This window comes from Geobacter metallireducens GS-15, assembly GCF_000012925.1.
GTDB classification, from domain to species: Bacteria; Desulfobacterota; Desulfuromonadia; order Geobacterales; family Geobacteraceae; genus Geobacter; species Geobacter metallireducens.
The window spans coordinates 2,136,506-2,152,429 of record NC_007517.1; the positions used below are offsets into that span (position 1 = coordinate 2,136,506).

Annotated in this window: 13 protein-coding genes and 1 pseudogene; 8 read left to right on the forward strand and 6 right to left on the reverse strand. The window is 55.2% G+C overall.

Annotated features, from left to right (window positions below):
* Positions 1-15: 15 nt before the first annotated feature.
* The 3 genes from GMET_RS09670 to GMET_RS09680 form a co-directional block, all read right to left on the reverse strand.
* The gene (locus GMET_RS09670) at positions 16-1,395 is read right to left on the reverse strand and encodes a GGDEF domain-containing response regulator (protein WP_004511930.1); all 1,380 of its coding nucleotides are present in this window, start codon (positions 1,393-1,395) and stop codon (positions 16-18) included.
* Between the two features lie 81 nt (positions 1,396-1,476).
* The gene (locus tag GMET_RS09675) at positions 1,477-3,837 is read right to left on the reverse strand and encodes a DNA internalization-related competence protein ComEC/Rec2 (RefSeq protein ID WP_049756798.1); all 2,361 of its coding nucleotides are present in this window, start codon (positions 3,835-3,837) and stop codon (positions 1,477-1,479) included.
* A 44-nt stretch (positions 3,838-3,881) separates the two neighbouring features.
* Positions 3,882-5,078: a hypothetical protein gene (locus GMET_RS09680; RefSeq protein ID WP_004511927.1), complete on the reverse strand. Its 1,197-nt coding sequence runs from the start codon at positions 5,076-5,078 to the stop codon at positions 3,882-3,884.
* Positions 5,079-5,282: 204 nt separating this feature from the next.
* Between GMET_RS09680 and GMET_RS09685 the strand changes: the two genes are divergently transcribed.
* From GMET_RS09685 to GMET_RS09695, 3 genes are all read left to right on the forward strand, one after another.
* The gene (locus tag GMET_RS09685; RefSeq protein WP_004511926.1) at positions 5,283-6,542 is read left to right on the forward strand and encodes a diguanylate cyclase; all 1,260 of its coding nucleotides are present in this window, start codon (positions 5,283-5,285) and stop codon (positions 6,540-6,542) included.
* A gap of 164 nt (positions 6,543-6,706) precedes the next feature.
* Complete coding sequence (locus tag GMET_RS09690) at positions 6,707-8,659, forward strand: hybrid sensor histidine kinase/response regulator (RefSeq protein WP_004511925.1); 1,953 nt, start codon at positions 6,707-6,709, stop codon at positions 8,657-8,659.
* Positions 8,660-8,676: 17 nt separating this feature from the next.
* A complete protein-coding gene (locus GMET_RS09695) occupies positions 8,677-9,729 on the forward strand; it encodes an HD domain-containing phosphohydrolase (RefSeq protein ID WP_004511924.1) in 1,053 nt (350 codons plus the stop codon).
* Between the two features lie 141 nt (positions 9,730-9,870).
* Here GMET_RS09695 and GMET_RS09700 read toward each other — a convergent pair whose 3' ends face one another.
* On the reverse strand, positions 9,871-10,140 hold the full coding sequence (locus GMET_RS09700) for a hypothetical protein (protein WP_004511923.1): 270 nt from the start codon (positions 10,138-10,140) through the stop codon (positions 9,871-9,873).
* Positions 10,141-10,169: 29 nt separating this feature from the next.
* Positions 10,170-11,114 carry a class 1 fructose-bisphosphatase gene (locus GMET_RS09705; RefSeq protein ID WP_004511922.1) on the reverse strand — a complete coding sequence of 315 codons (945 nt, stop codon included), beginning with the start codon at positions 11,112-11,114 and terminating at the stop codon, positions 10,170-10,172.
* 168 nt (positions 11,115-11,282) lie between these two features.
* Between GMET_RS09705 and GMET_RS09710 the strand changes: the two genes are divergently transcribed.
* The 5 genes and pseudogenes from GMET_RS09710 (at position 11,283) to GMET_RS09725 (ending at position 14,092) form a co-directional block, all read left to right on the forward strand.
* Positions 11,283-11,702, forward strand: coding sequence for a ubiquinol-cytochrome c reductase iron-sulfur subunit (locus tag GMET_RS09710; protein WP_004511921.1), 420 nt, complete (start codon positions 11,283-11,285; stop codon positions 11,700-11,702).
* Positions 11,703-11,709: 7 nt separating this feature from the next.
* Positions 11,710-12,813, forward strand: coding sequence for a cytochrome b (locus GMET_RS09715; RefSeq protein ID WP_004511920.1), 1,104 nt, complete (start codon positions 11,710-11,712; stop codon positions 12,811-12,813).
* A pseudogene (locus GMET_RS19025) lies at positions 12,810-13,208 on the forward strand (multiheme c-type cytochrome); the annotation flags it as partial. The gene GMET_RS09715 and the pseudogene GMET_RS19025, both read left to right, overlap by 4 nt.
* 9 nt (positions 13,209-13,217) lie before the next feature.
* Positions 13,218-13,622, forward strand: coding sequence for a hypothetical protein (locus tag GMET_RS19030; protein ID WP_238379044.1), 405 nt, complete (start codon positions 13,218-13,220; stop codon positions 13,620-13,622).
* Positions 13,623-13,888: 266 nt separating this feature from the next.
* Complete coding sequence (locus GMET_RS09725) at positions 13,889-14,092, forward strand: GSU3473 family protein (protein WP_004511918.1); 204 nt, start codon at positions 13,889-13,891, stop codon at positions 14,090-14,092.
* Positions 14,093-14,224: 132 nt separating this feature from the next.
* Here GMET_RS09725 and ettA read toward each other — a convergent pair whose 3' ends face one another.
* The gene (gene ettA / locus GMET_RS09730) at positions 14,225-15,904 is read right to left on the reverse strand and encodes an energy-dependent translational throttle protein EttA (protein WP_004511917.1); all 1,680 of its coding nucleotides are present in this window, start codon (positions 15,902-15,904) and stop codon (positions 14,225-14,227) included.
* Positions 15,905-15,924 lie beyond the last annotated feature (20 nt).

The following is a 15,924-nucleotide window of genomic DNA, read 5'->3' on the forward strand; positions in this document are numbered from 1 at the left end:
TAACTAGCTAAATTATCAACGAATTGCAGTTGCCCTGAACACACAGTTTTTACCCTGCTCCTTCCCCTGGTACATGGCCTTGTCGGCCAGTTCGAGGAGTTCGAGCTTGGACTGGGTGTCGGCAGGATAACAGGCGTAGCCGAGGCTTGCAGTGAGCCGAATGTTGAATCCTTCGGCAGCCAGGAATGTGTGCCCCTCGATGGAACGGCGGATCCGCTCGGCCACGGTGGCGGCCCCCTTCTCCCCCGTCTCCACGAGCATGACAGTAAATTCGTCGCCACCGTACCGGATTACGATATCCACTTCGCGTACGGATTTCTTGAGGAGCATCCCCATTTCGTTAAGGACTTGACTCCCCACCAGGTGGCCGTGGGTGTCGTTTACCCCCTTGAAGAAATCCAGATCAATGAAGATCATGGATACCGTAGAGCCGAAGCGGTCTGCCCGCTTGATCTCCCGATCGAGAGAGATATCCAGGTAGCGGTAGTTGAAGAGCCCGGTCAGTTCATCGATATAGAGCATGTCCCTGGCATTCGAGTAGCGGGAGGCGTTCTCAAAGGCGAGGGTTGACTGCTCAAGAAGAAACTGAATGCTCTTCTGCTTGTAGTCGAACGGAAGTTTCTGCCCGGGGTTATTGAAAATGACTACTACCCCCTGAACCTCTCCCTTGGAACGTATGACAAGAAGAAGCCCTTCCGAGAGCTCTAATCCGTCGAATTCCGCTCCCGACACAAGGGGGGTTGCATTAATCTTGTTAATAACCGAGCCATCATTGGTCTCGATACAGAAATTTTTCCGAAATGCCTCAGCAAGTTTCTGAGCTGCCTCCTCGCTGAACCCCTTGAATTCCTTAAGGGCAAGATTATCGTCCTTATGATGGAACAGGCCAATGGCCCTGTCAGCACCGATCTCATTTGTCAGGGCGTCAAGGACTACCGCTGAAAGGCGTTCCATGTCGATGCAGTTGGCGATGTTCTGGCCGATCTGGAAGAGGTTCAGAAGCTCTTTCAGTTCGTAGTTCTCGTTGATGAGCCGACGCTGCTCGAAGCAGAGAGCAACGGTATGTTTGAACTCTTCATGATTGAAGGGTTTGAGAAGGTAATCACGGGCGCCGCTTTTGAGGGCCAACACGGCAGATTCGACATTTGCGTGCCCGGTCACGAGGATTACATCCACCGTGGGCATCTGCTGCTTTACCCTTGTCAGGAGTTCAATACCACTCATGCCGGGAATGACCAACTCGGTGATGACAAGCTGATAATCGTTGGCGGAAAGAAGCTCCAGCGCCCGGGCACCGGAGGTCACCGTATCTACCTCGTATCCGTCTTCCTTGAGGAGATCCACATACATCTGCCGAAAGAAGCGATCATCTTCGACGACGAGGATTTTATCCATGGAGGGTAGCTCCTGAGGGTGCGAATTTGTGCAGTGTCCGCGCTTTAACCCTTAAAACTATCAGATAAAACGGGATGCTTGTCAATGAAAATGCCCGTCCGAGAAGGTTTTGACCGAATATCCGTTCCCGTCGCTTGCCACCTGGATCGTCCCGTTCAGGTCGGTGCGACAGACCGAAACGCCGCGCTTCCTCAGACGTGAAATGGTTTCCGGCGACGGAAGGCCGAAGCTGTTGCGGGCTCCGGCTGAAATGAGCGCCAGACGGGGGGAGGCTGCATCGAGAAAGCGGGGCGACGAAGAGTGACGGCTGCCGTGATGGGGCACCTTGAGGACCGTGCAGGCGAGTCTTTCCGGCTCGTACAGAAGCCGCTCCTCGGCATAACTGCCAATGTCACCGGTTAAGAGCATGCTGAACGTTCCATGCGTGAGCCTGAATACGAGGGAATCATCGTTTTGGTCGCTATCCGGCTCTGCAAGGGGGCGGTGTGCCGGAGCCAGGGGTTCAATCCGAACGTTGCCGACAGAAAATGGGGGAGAGGAAGAAGTAATGTATCGAACCGGAACCCGGTGAGCGGCAAGAATCTCCCGGAGCTTTGCATGGTCGCCGACTGGTGTTGTGATGCCACTTTCCCAGAACTCACCGATGGGGAACAGGGCGGCAAGAGAAATAAGCCCTTTGATATGATCGGGATGGGGGTGAGTCAGAACAACCACGTCGAGTCGGCCAATCCCCATGCTCCAGAGTGCCGGGGCCAGAAGCTGCCTCCCTACATCCATTCCGCCTTCGTGGGGAGAGCCGCCGCCATCCACGAGCATTCGTCTGCCGTCAGGGAACGTGACAAGGGTCGACTCCCCCTGCCCCACACTGAAAAAGGTGATCCTGAGTGTTTTCGATGAATCAGCCACCGCCGGCAGATGAAGCGCCAGCACAAGCCCCGCAGCCAGTGCGCAGAGGAGATAATGGATTCGCTTTCCCTTGACGAGTGAGAGCGCCAGGAGGGCAAGGTAGAGAATGAAGAGGTCCGCGAGGGTCGCGTTTCGCACAGGGAGAGGCGGAATTTGGGCCACGGTCGCCATGATTCCGTCGGAAATTCTCACCAGCCACGCGGCGATTCCAAGGAGGAATTTAGCCGCCGCAGGGAAAAGGTAAATAAGCGGCAGAGCGGAAAACCCTGCCACTACTGCTCCGTACCCCAACAGAGGAACCGCCACGAAATTTCCGACGAGCCCGGCGACCGATGCCCGGTGAAAGGTGTGAACCACCGGAAGAAGCGTGACTATGGTGGCGGCGACCGATACGGCTGCAAACAGCAGTACCTTCTTCAGTGTGCCTTCCCGTAAATCGCCAAAAGGTTCCATGCAGAGGGGCGTCAGAACCAGTATCCCCCAGATGGCAAGAAACGAGAGCTGGAACGAGATATCGAAAAGGGCTTGGGGGTTGAACATCAGAATGCCGAAGGCGGCTGCCGTCAATGTGTTGAGGGAATCGGTCTCCCGCTCAAGGAAAAGCGCCAGGGTTACAAGGGCGATCATCACTACCGAGCGGACCGTGGCCGGAGCCAGTCCGGCAATAAAGAGGTAGAAGACGACAGGGGGGAGCGTGGCCAGAAGGACGGTGCGCCGAAGGTTCAGGTGCAGGGTGAGAAATTCACACCGAACGAGGAGGTGAAAAAGGAGATAGTGGATGGTGAGGGCGATTACCCCGATATGGAAGCCGGAGATGGAGAGGATGTGGTTAACCCCGGCGCGGGCGTAGATATCCTCGGTGTCTTCCGTAACGAAACCACGTTCTCCCACGAGGATCGCCCTGAGCAAGCCCCCCTCGGCCGGCGCACTGCTGCCAATGAAACCGCCTAGCTCCGCGGCCAGCCGGTCAAACCAACGCTGGACCGGATGTGCTGTCGCTTCGCGGATCAGGAGTATGTCGTCGGCACTCTTGATTGACGCCGTGGCGCAGATGTTACGGTAGGCAAGGTAGCGACGGTAGTCGAATTCTCCCGGAAGCCCGAAATTTGCCGGTTCACGGATCCGGGCTTCGAGCCTTACCCGGTCGCCGGTCAGAATGGTCCCCCTCCCCTCACGAACGTAAACCAAGAGACGACCGATGGCCGCAGTGCATTTTTCGTCCCGAATAATCCGGTCGACATTGAGAATGATTCTCATCCCCCCTTCCGAGGCTTCGGGTCGGACGCCGACGATCCCCTCAACTATGACCGGTTTCGAATCGGTACTATGCACAAGATGGTGTGGTGGGTGTACAGGGGCGAGAAACGGGTGGAGTGCAGCACTCCCCCAGACGAAAAACAGAGCGATGAGGATTATCGTGAACGGGATGCGGCTTTTGAGGAAGACAGCCGCCAGAGCGGCCACAAGGAGTCCCGGAAGGAACTGGTACGGGAGTACGATACCAAGATGGTGGGCAGAGGCAAGGCCGCCCACCATGCCGAGGAGTGGAACAAGAAGGGGCCTTCCGGTCACTCAGGCCCCTAACGTGTCGGACGAATACGGCTCAAATCTTTCCGGAGTTGAGTTTCAAGCTCTACCCGCGGAACAGTTGCCGTCGGCTTTTTGTTCCCGAGCCCAATCGCTGCGAGATAATCGGCCGGAGAGGACGAGCGTGCGGTGAGTTCGACGACGTCGGCACCGCCACGGGGGGGGAGTTGGATTTTCAGGGTATGGGTCCCTTTCGTCAGGCGCGTAATCCCCAGATCGTACCAGTTGAGGTACGGTTTCCCATCCCACTGTATCCGCTTTCCGTTGAAATCGGTCATGAGCTTGCCACCGAGAAGCCGAACGCGAACACCATATACCCCCGTTGCTGCCACATCGAGGGGGAGTTCGAGGGATGCGCCATCCGCCCCTACCCGCGCCCATGTCGGCGCCACATGGGTTCCAAGGTAATCGACCGAAGTCAGATTGACCGACGACGGAAGAGTTTTGACGTTCTGGAATGCAAGGATTTGAGGCTTAGTTCCCGGCGCAACGGCAAACTCTTTCTCAAGATTGAGGGCCGCCGCTACGGCTTCGGCATAATCACCCCAGGTAAGGGGAGCATCGGCGTGCCAGCCATCAAGGGGCTCAATGGCCGGATGATCACCGGAGGCAACAAGCGTAAAAGCATCAACTCCTCCTTCAGGAGGCAGCAAGACCGATATTCCCTGACGTCCCCCCTTGAGGAGCACCGTTCCCGCCTCAACCTCACGGAGACTTCCGCCTGTGCTCACCGTGAATTCTTTTCCCCCTGCCAGCCAACGCTGGCCATCACCCCGAGACACAACCCTCAAGAGGTATTCACCGCCGCGGGGGATGAAGACCGTAAAGTGGACAGTTGTCGGAGCGGCGATACCACTGAGCCAACCGGTTCCCGAGAATGGGCCGTGGAGTGGATAATTCCGGAACGTGACGCTATCGCCCTGCACGTCATAGACGTCTTCAGCCTCAAAGCGAAAAGTGCGTTTCCCGCTCAGGACAGTCAGATAATCAGCTGTTTTCGGTTCAGGTGGCAGTCCCTCCTGCCACCCCAATTCCTTCACGAGGGTTGCAGCAAACTCTCCCTGGGTGACGATATCCGCAGGCGCCGATTCGGCCAGGAGTTCGCCGCGAACCACCAGAACCATGGCGACAACCAGAAGAACCAGTGAAAAAAACGACTTCAGAGAAATTATCCGCCATGATGCGATCATGGTAATCCTCCGCATGTACTCAAAAAATTGCGTTATCTCATATAGCACAGGTACTTGTATTTGCCAATTGGCATGTGTGATGATATTAATATATAAGTCGCACTTGGTTCCTGCAACAAACATCTGACTCACGAAAGGATGCAATCTCGTGATCGTTCACAGGGAATTCCGAAACATAATAATTCCCTACTGTGGAGAGCCCAATTGAATCCCCCTCTACGTGTACTCATAATCGAAGACTCTGAAGACGATTGTTTTTTCCTCATCAGGGCACTCAAAAAAGAGTACGAAATCACCCACGAACGGGTTGACACGGAAGATGCTCTTCGCAAGGCGCTCATCGGCGAGAAGTGGGATATTGTTCTGTCCGACTACTTCATGCCCCAGTTCGATGCGTTGGCTGCGCTATTGATTCTCCAGGAGATGAATCTGGATCTCCCGTTTATAATCGTTTCCGGCAGGATAGGCGAGATAGAAGCGGTCAAGGCGATGAAGGCCGGCGCCCACGACTATATCATGAAGGGAGATTTTACCCGTCTCATGCCTGCCATACGCAGGGAACTGCGTGAGGCCGTCATACGCGAAGAACGTCGCCGGGCTGAGAGAGATCTGCGGGAACAGCTCCACTTCAGACAGGTGCTCATCGACTCCATCCCCGCCCCCATTTTTTTCAAGAACACTAACGGGGTGTTTCTGGGGTGCAACAAGGCCTTCGAGTCGTTCTCAGGCCTTGTCCAGAACGAGGTTATCGGCAAAACCATGGCTGATCTTGCCTCGAACAGCATTTCCGAACGGTTCGTTGAAGCCGACAAAGAGTTGTTTCAGCATGGAGGCACTCAAATCTATGAAAGCTCCATTTCCTTTGCCGACGGAGCTCTCCACGACGTCATCTTCTATAAAGCCACCTTCAACAACATCGACAACACCCTCGGCGGGCTCGTCGGTACGATCCTCGACATTACCGAGCGCAAACAGACAGAGGAAAAGCTCCGCTACATGAGCACCCATGATCCGCTTACCGGCCTCTACAACCGGGCCTATTTCCAAGAAGAACTCGAACGTCTCGAGCAGGGGCGTCAGTTTCCGGTAAGCATCGTGGTCAGCGATATCGACAAGCTCAAGTACGTCAACGACAGCCTGGGCCATGCAGCAGGGGATGATCTGATAACCCGGGCCGCCCTGATACTCAAAGGGGCTTTCCGCGCTGAGGACGTTGTGGCGAGAATCGGTGGCGACGAGTTCGCTGTTCTTCTCCCAACTGCCGACGCGGTGGTCGTGGAAGAGGCTCTCACACGGGTGATGTCGAAAATCGAGGCGAGCAATACCCCCGACGTCTCCTTCGCGCTCAGCATGTCTTTTGGTGCGGCTACCGCCTCGAAGGGGGAGCGGCTGGAGGAAACCCAGAAGCTTGCCGACAAAAGAATGTATCAGCACAAGTTCAAGAAGAACCACACGGCTGCCTAAAACCTTCCTCCGTCCCCCCTGTCGGTAACCGTTCAATCCCTCAAAAATACAATGCCGGGGCACCGGCAAATTTTTATCGTAGAGTTAAACTTTCTGCATAAAACGCCGAAAAGATACAAGGGGAGCGACGTAATGAAATTTCTCCGGATCAGACGGAGCATGAAATGACGGTGGCCGTAAACCCTTCTTCTCTTCGAGTCCTCATCATCGATGACTCTCCTTTCGATACCGAACTGGTAATTCGCGAGCTCAACAGTTGTTTCATCACCCATTTCCGCAGAGTAGACACGGCGGAAGAAATGCTCGATGCCCTTGCAAGCGCGACGTGGGATATCGTGATTTCAGACTACGTGATGCCCAGCTTCAGCGGCCTCAATGCCATCGCCCTCCTCAGGAAGGAGGGATACACGACGCCGCTCATCGTGGTCTCAGGCAAGATTGAAGATGAGGCCGCCGTAGAAACCATGCGGGCCGGTGCCAACGATTACATCCTCAAGGACAATCTTGCGCGACTGGTTCCTGCCATCCGGCGCGAGCTTGAGGAATCAGAGGTCAGGCGGCAGAAAAAGAAGGTCGAGGATGAGCTGCGCAAGCTATCCCATGCCGTGGAGCAGAGTCCGGTATCCATCATTATCACCGACCAAAACGGCACCATAGAATACGTGAACCCTAAATTCACCCAGGTTACCGGATATGGCGTCGACGAGGCCGTAGGGCAGACCCCGCGTATTCTCAAATCGGGCAAAATGCCTGACAGCGAGTATCGGCGCCTCTGGGAAACAATCACCTCCGGCCGCGAATGGCATGGCGATATAATCAACAAGAAAAAGAACGGTGATCTGTTCTGGGAACGGGCATCTATTTCGGCCATCAAGGATGCCGAAGGTGTCATAACCCATTTTGTTGGAGTGAAGGAAGATATCAGCGAACAGCGACGGACAGAACTGGCACACAAACAGGCCATGAACCAACTCCGCCAGGCCCAGAAGATGGAAGCCATTGGCCAATTGGCAGGGGGTATCGCCCATGATTTCAACAACCTTCTTACCGTAATCAACGGTTACAGCACCATGCTGCTCCACGAGATGCCGGTCGACGACCCCTTCCGCTCCGAGGTTAACGAGATCCTCAAGGCCGGCGAGCGGGCTGCCGACCTCACCCACCAACTCCTTGCCTTCAGCCGCCGCCAGATGCTTGAGCCCAAGGTGATCAACATCAACCATCTGGTCAGAAACATGGAGAAGATGCTGAAGCGGCTGATCAGGGAAAACATCGTCATGCATGCCAGTCTTTACGAGCAACTTGGCGTTGTGAAGGTTGACCCGGGACAGGTGGAGCAGATCATCATGAATCTGCTGGTGAACGCCAGAGATGCTCTGGGTAACGGCGGCATCATAACCATCGAAACTGCCGATGTCTATCTGGACAAGACGTTTGTAAACGAAAACCCAGGGGCGGTTGAAGGTAATTATGTCATGTTGGCGGTTCACGACAACGGAGAGGGGATGACCGAAGAAACCAGGCGCAAGATCTTCGAACCCTTTTTCACCACCAAGGGGCAGGGAAAAGGGACCGGCCTCGGTCTCGCCACAGTGTACGGCATCGTCAAACAGAGCGGCGGATACATTCAGGTAGCCAGCGAACTTGGCCAGTGGACATCGTTTCGGGTGTATTTCCCCCGCGTCGATTCCGAAGCATGGCAGGAAGAAACCGTTACAAGTCACGAAGGGCCAAAGGGTAATGAAACTATCCTGGTTATTGAAGATGAAATCGGTGTGCTGAACCTCACCGCCCATACCCTGAAACGGAATGGCTACGAAGTGCTCCAGGCGAGTTCCCCCTCTGAGGCGAGTAGAATCTTTTCCACCAACCACCACCGGATTGATCTTGTCCTCTCCGATGTTATCATGCCCGAAAAAAATGGCCCAGCGCTGGTGCGGGAATTCAGGGAGAAACTCCCTGATCTAAAAATCCTATTCATGTCGGGTTACACGGATGATACGATATCGTCCCCACAAATTATCGATGAGCACGCAGCCTTTATCAACAAGCCTTTCACGCCCGATGTGCTGGTCGAACGTGTGCGGGATGTCCTTGAGGGCCGGCTGAATATGTAAACGCGAGAGGAGCTCCTGTGCTACCCACCATCTTGACTGTCGACGACGAGGAAATGATCAGAGACCTTATGGTTACGGCCCTTTCCCGTGAGGGATACCGTTGCTTTCAAGCCGGCAGCGCCGAGGAGGCTCGTTCCGTCCTCCAGAACAACAAGATTGATCTCGCGATTCTCGACATCATGATGCCCGGGCTTTCGGGCGATGACTTTCTCAAGGAACTCAAAGTACTGAGTCCCGAGACCGTGGTGCTTATGGTAACAGCCCTGAGTGACACGGAAACAGCCATGAAGTGCATCCACCTCGGGGCCTACGATTATATCCTCAAGCCCTTCGATATCGACCGGGTACTCCTTACTATCCACAACGCCCTGGAAAAACAGCGTCTCCTCGCCGAGAACCGGGAATACCAGGCCAATCTGGAGAAAAAAGTCGACGAGCAGACCCGTCAGATTCGCATGGCCATGGAAGACCTGAACCTCGCCTACAATCATACCCTGACGGCTCTCGTGAGGGCGCTCGATGCCCGCGAGAAGGAAACTGGCTCCCACTCGGAGCGGGTTATGACTTACACCCTGCTCCTCGGGGAGGCCATGGGCGTCCCTGAGAAGGATCTGAGTGTCATGGCGCGGGGAGCACTTTTGCACGACATCGGCAAGGTCGGCATCTCCGACAATATACTCCTGAAACCTGCCAAGCTCGATGAACGCGAATGGATGGAGATGATGCGCCATCCCCAACTCGGCTACGAGATCCTCTCGGGAATCAAGTTTCTCAAGGGACCAGCCGAAATAGTATTTGCACACCATGAGCGGTTCGACGGCAGCGGTTATCCAAAGGGACTTTCCCGAAGCGGCATTCCCCTTGGCGCTCGCATCTTCTCCCTGGTGGATACCCTTGATGCCATGACGTCGGACAGACCTTACCGCAAAGCGCTCCCCTTCGAGGCGGTCACCAGCGAGGTGAGACGTTGCAGGGGAACCCAGTTCGATCCGGAGATCGTCGACATTTTCCTCTCGATTCCCCGTGAGCGGTGGGAAGTCGTCGGGAAGAGGCATTTCATCGTTGGCTAGTCTTTCCATCTCTTATCAGCGCAGAAACAGTCAGACCTCCCCCCTGGCCACTATCGTTTTTCGGCCGTAAACGGGAAAGGGCCGCCCAGAATGGACGGCCCACGGTGAAAACCTGGCGCGAAACGCACTACAAACCTTATCCTAATCCTCATCCTCTTCGCCATACTCGTCGACGCCGAACGCCTCGTCATACCCAAGGTCGTCGGCACCTTCAACATCGTCGAGCTCATCGGCAAAATACTGTTCAGGGGAGCGGTCATCATCAGCTATGGCCTCGAACCGGGCCAGGATATCCCCCTTGGTGCAGTAACGTCCGTCTCGGTGACCGCAGACATCAACCGGTCCCTTGTCGCACAGATCAAAGAGTTGGATCTCGGTGCAAAGTCGTTGCTGTTTCGCATTTTCTTCCATGAAAGCCTCGTAGTTAATCGAAATCACTGTCAATTGCGACTGACAAATTCCATCGCCTTCACCACGTCAGCCTTGCAACCGATGTAAACAGGGGCGCGTTGGTCGAGGGAGTGGGGTTCCAGGTCAAGAATCGGCTGTTTCCCGTCAGTGGCTGCCCCACCGGCGTTTTCAACCAGATATGCCATGGCGTTAAGCTCGAAGAGGAGTCTCAGTTTGCCGTTAGGGGATCCGTTAAGGGCCGGATACATAAAAATGCCCTTCCCTTTCATGATAACCTGGTTGATGTCCGGCACAAAACCGCCCGAGTACCGGAGTTTGGCCCCCTTCTCCTCCAAATAACGAACGAACTGTTCAGTCCCCTCTTGATATTTGTTGCGCAGGCCACCAGGAGCATAAATATTTCCCTCTTCCTGCATGACAATGTTTTCGCGCGAAAGAGTGAACTCCATCAGATGGTTCATGGTGAATTCATGCACCCCTCTGCCGACGGAGTAGACCATAGAGACCCGTGGGCCATAGAGGATGTACAAGGCCGCGACCTGGTTGCGCCCTTTCTGGAGCAGATTGCACCCCTCATAGATGGAGACGATGGTGCCAACCGCCAGATTCACATCCACGAGCGACGAACCGTCGAGGGGATCATAGGCCACCGAGTAAAGGCCATCTGCATCGGCCTGGGCCTGGAAGATTTCATCCATTTCCTCGGAAGCAATGTTACAGACAACGCCGGAGTGAATGAGCCGTTTCTTGATAATCCTGTCCGAAAGGACGTCCAGGGCAAGCTGCTCTTCGCCGTAAAGGTTGGAGGTACCCGCCACGCCCAGATCACCGGTACGAACAGCGTTGATCACATACTTGCTCGCCTCGGCAATCTCGCAGATGAGGTGGACGAGGTTGTCGCAGATCCCTTGATTACGGAGATGACGGCGCAAATCTACCTGGAATTTCGTCTTGCCCGGTTCACTGAACGGCATGCATCCCTCCTGTGCATAAAATAGTAAAATCCCTTAAAGATTAATGTAAAGAGGTAAGGCAAATCAAGCGAAAAGTAGCGTCAACCCAGTGTTCAGAGGTCATGTTTGCAATGTGCTCCTGAGGGCCTATACTTAGTTCTCGAACACAATTCGTATTACGGAGGGATCATGCAGAACGCCAGCAGGCGGAAATTCCTTGGTCTCTGCCTTGGCGGCCTGGGAATGGCAGGGGCCGTGGCAGGAGCGTATTCCGTTCTCAGCTATCTTGCCCCCCTTTCAGATGAAGGCACTGGCGGAAAGGTCTCTTTTCCCCTCACGGAAATCCCTCCGAATGGCGCGAAATTTTTTGATTTTCGCGGGACAACCGGTGTTATCATCAGAAAACAAAATAGTGAACTCGTAGCCCTGTCAGCCATCTGCACACACTTAGGATGTATCGTCCAGTGGGAACAAGACAAGCAGGACTTTCTCTGCCCCTGTCACGGTGGCCGCTACAACTCCGACGGTTCCGTCATCTCAGGCCCACCGCCCAAGCCCCTGGAGAAGCTTGCCATCACCATAACAAACGGAATCGTGACCGTGGGGTAAACCATCTATGTCCCCCTTGAAGAGTATCTACCACTGGTTGGACGTACGTATCGGAGTTGGTGAACTGGTGGAGAAACGCCTCACCGGCTACCTCCTGCCCCGCTCCATCAACGCCTGGTACTCCCTTGGCAGTGTACTTCTGATTATCTTCACACTACAGGTCATCACCGGCATTCTCCTTCTTGTCTACTACGTACCCGATGCTGAAAAGGCTTTCAAGAGCGTCAGCGCCATCATGAACGATGTCCCCTTCGGCTGGCTGATCCGCCTGTGCCACGCCGTGGGCTCCAACATGATGGTGGCGGTCCTGCTGCTTCATATGCTGTCGGTCCTTTTCATGGGAAGTTACAAACGCCCCCGGGAACTGAACTGGCTGACCGGTTTCATCCTGTTCAACCTGGTCCTGGCGATTTCACTCACCGGCTATCTCCTTCCCTGGAGCCAGCTCTCCTTTTGGGCCACAACGGTGGCCACCAACAGCGCCGGGGCCATCCCGGTCATCGGCAACTATCTCGTGGAATTTCTCCGGGGCGGCAAGCTGGTGGGGGCGCCCACTCTGGGACGCTTCTTCGCCGTTCACGTGGCACTCCTTCCGCTCCTGATCGGGGCGTTCATCGGCGGACACCTCTTCCTGCTGGAACGGATCGGCGTTTCCACCCCGCCTTTCGGGCAAAAAGAGTCGAAAAATACCTGGATGGGAGACCAGTTTCGCTACGAATCTCACCCCGGCGGCATCCCCTTCTTTCCCAACTATATGCTCCAGGACATGACTTCCATCCTGATTTACCTGGCAATCTTTTTCTGCGTCATATTCTATATCCCCTACATCTTCTTACCGCCAACCGCCTTCGTACCGGCCGATCCTTACAAAACTCCCGCCCATATCAAACCCGAATGGTATTTCCTCGCCAACTACCAAACCTTGAAGGTCTTCCCGAACGAACTCCTGGGGCTCCTGGTGCAGGGGGCCGTCATGACCTTCCTGGCACTCCTACCGTTCATCGACAAGGGAAGGGAGCGGCACCCGTTCAAACGTCCCCTCTTCCTCGCCTGTTTCGTCGGCGGAATTCTTCTCTACGTTGCCATGGCGGTCTGGGGGCATTACTCATGAGACTATCAGCAACGTATAGTTCTTCTGCTCTCATTTGCCTGCCCCTGCTCTTACTCCTTTCGTTATTTCCCGCTGACGCCCGCTGCCAGGAACAGACTGTCTGTCTCCAGTGCCACGGAGCCCAGACGGGCAAAGGAGGGGCACCTGTAAAAGCCTGGCGCGGGAGCGTCCACGCCGACAACGGCATTTCGTGCAACGACTGCCATGGCGGAGACCCGAGAGATGCCGCCAACGCCATGAGCCCTGTCCGGGGCTTTCTTGGCGTTCCAGGCGAAACCGGAATTCCTGCTTTCTGCGGCAGATGCCATGTGGGAATCAGGGAGGAATATCTCAAGAGTGCCCATGGCCGCGCCCTCGGCAAGGGGGGCCCCACATGCGTCACCTGTCATGGTTCCCATACGGTCATGAAAGCAACCCTCGATCTCATAAACGACAAAAATTGCAGCCGTTGCCACCCCTATGACCGCGCCTCCGTGATCAAGGAGGCAATGCGACAGACTGATGGGTCAATCACCGATATCGCAAGGAAAATTCAACAGTTCAAGGGAGAAGGAATCAATATCGAAGTACAAGAGAAAAGCCTCTTTGACCTGCGTAATCGCTATCATCGACTCTTCCACGTTGTTGATGTCGGCAGGGTAAAACAGGAATCAGAGGTGATTCGGCAGGGACTCGGCACCATAGAGCAGGCTCTGGCGAAACTTGATGAACGGAACAAGCGCCGAAAAATCGTCGGAACAACGGTAGTCGCGGGATTGCTGCTTGCAACCTTGCTCTCTTATCTTCTCAAGAAGACCTTTGACAATTAGCCAAAAAGTTATATTATAAGCCGGTTTGCGTCATCCAAATACAGCATTGGTGCCCATCGGCAACAATTAATCATCGCTAATAGATTTTACTTTACCCAAACTCTTTTTTTGTGTATACATGACAAGGGCGATTTAAACGACTCAAAAGGTGTTTGGATTCCCTGCACATCTACCGCCCATCAGCAAGCTCCGCAGAAACTTATATAAGCGACTTGAAACAAGCTGATCTATCGCATCCCGAGCTTTCCCGCAAAGGAGGAAGAGACATGGTTGTACTTGTACGCTGTACCGACGACACCGTTACCGTTGCACAGGGATCAAAACTCAGCAAACTCATCAAGGACGGCCTGGTCAAGTCGTTCCTCCGTTCGGGAGTATGGGTGGAAGCGGTGAACTACCGGCAGGAAATCACACGACGCCCCTCCCCTTCCAGCGACTCCAGATGCACGGCATTTGTTTCATGCTTCTGATGGGTCGGCGAATCTGAATTCAAAATTATCGAATCCTGCTGAATGAGGGTGACGCTTGGTTGCCCTCTTTATTTTTTGGAAGAGAAAGGGCCGACAGTTTTTGCCGGCCCTGCTTGCATTCCAGATTCTCTGTTATGCCCGCGTCAACTGCCGGTACTTGATCCGGTGCGGCATGTCGGCGGCAGCTCCGAGGCGCTTCCTTCGGTCCTCCTCGTACTCTGAATAGTTGCCGTCGAACCAGACCGCCTGGCTGTCCCCCTCGAAGGCGAGGATATGGGTGGCAATCCGATCCAGGAACCACCGGTCGTGGGAAATGACCACGGCACAACCGGCAAAGTTCTCCAGAGCCTCCTCCAGTGCCCGCATGGTGTTCACGTCCAGGTCGTTGGTCGGCTCGTCCAACAGGATGACGTTTCCTCCCTCTTTGAGCATCTTTGCTATGTGCACCCGGTTCCGCTCGCCGCCGGAGAGCATCCCCACCTTCTTCTGCTGGTCGCTCCCCGAAAAATTGAACCGGGAGACATAGGCACGGGAGTTGACACTTACTTTCCCCAGCTGCAACGTCTCCTGCCCTCCCGAAATCTCTTCCCAGATGCTCTTGTCAGGACTGAGGGCGTCGCGGCTCTGGTCAACATAGGCAATCTTCACCGTATCACCGATACGGATGGAGCCAGAGTCGGGAGCCTCCTGGCCGGTAATCATCCTGAAGAGCGTTGTCTTGCCGGCGCCGTTGGGACCTATGATGCCGACGATGCCACCGGGGGGAAGCCGGAAGCTCATCCCCTCCACAAGCAGGCGGTCGCCGTAGGCTTTTGAGACGTTATCCGCCTCGATGACGATATCGCCAAGCCGGGGTCCGGGAGGTATGTAGATTTCCAGGTCCTTTGCCCTCTTCTCACTCTCCAGGGAGAGAAGCTGCTCGTAGGAGCTGATCCGCGCCTTGCTCTTGGCGTGGCGCCCCTTGGGGCTCATCCTGATCCACTCAAGCTCCCGCTGAAGGGTCTTTTGCCGCTCACTCTCGGATTTCTCCTCTTGGGCAAGGCGATTCTGCTTTTGCTCGAGCCACGAGGAATAATTACCCTTCCACGGGATACCCTCGCCCCGATCGAGCTCAAGGATCCAGCCGGCCACGTTATCGAGGAAGTAGCGGTCGTGGGTCACGGCGATGATGGTCCCGGGGTATCCCTGGAGGTGATGTTCGAGCCACGCGACAGTCTCGGCATCCAGGTGGTTGGTGGGTTCGTCCAGGAGGAGAATGTCGGGCTTCTGGAGAAGAAGCCGGCAGAGGGCCACCCGGCGCCGCTCGCCACCGGAAAGGACTTTTACCGGCGTTTCTCCAGCGGGGCAGCGCAAGGCATCCATGGCCATCTCGAGTCGGGAGTCCAGATCCCAGGCGTCCAGGTGGTCGAGCTTCTCCTGCACTGCGGCCTGACGGTCCAGCAGCTTGTCCATGTCGGCATCGGGATCGGCAAAGGCGGCGGTAATCTCGTTGAACTCGTTCAGGAGGTTGACAGTCTCCTGACACCCCTCCTCGACGATTTCCCGCACGGTCTTAGCCTCGTCGAGCCGCGGTTCCTGTTCCAGGTAGCCCACGGTGTAGCCGGAAGAGAGTACCGCCTGCCCGTTGAAGTCCTTGTCGACCCCTGCCATGATCCGCAACAGTGTCGACTTGCCCGAACCGTTCAGGCCCAGAACACCGATCTTGGCGCCGTAAAAGTAGGAAAGAGAGATGTCCTTGATAACTGGTTTCTTATCGTAGTACTTGGACACCCGCATCATGGTATAAATTATCTTGTTCCCTTCGGTGCTCATGGGCGGATGAAAACCTCCTT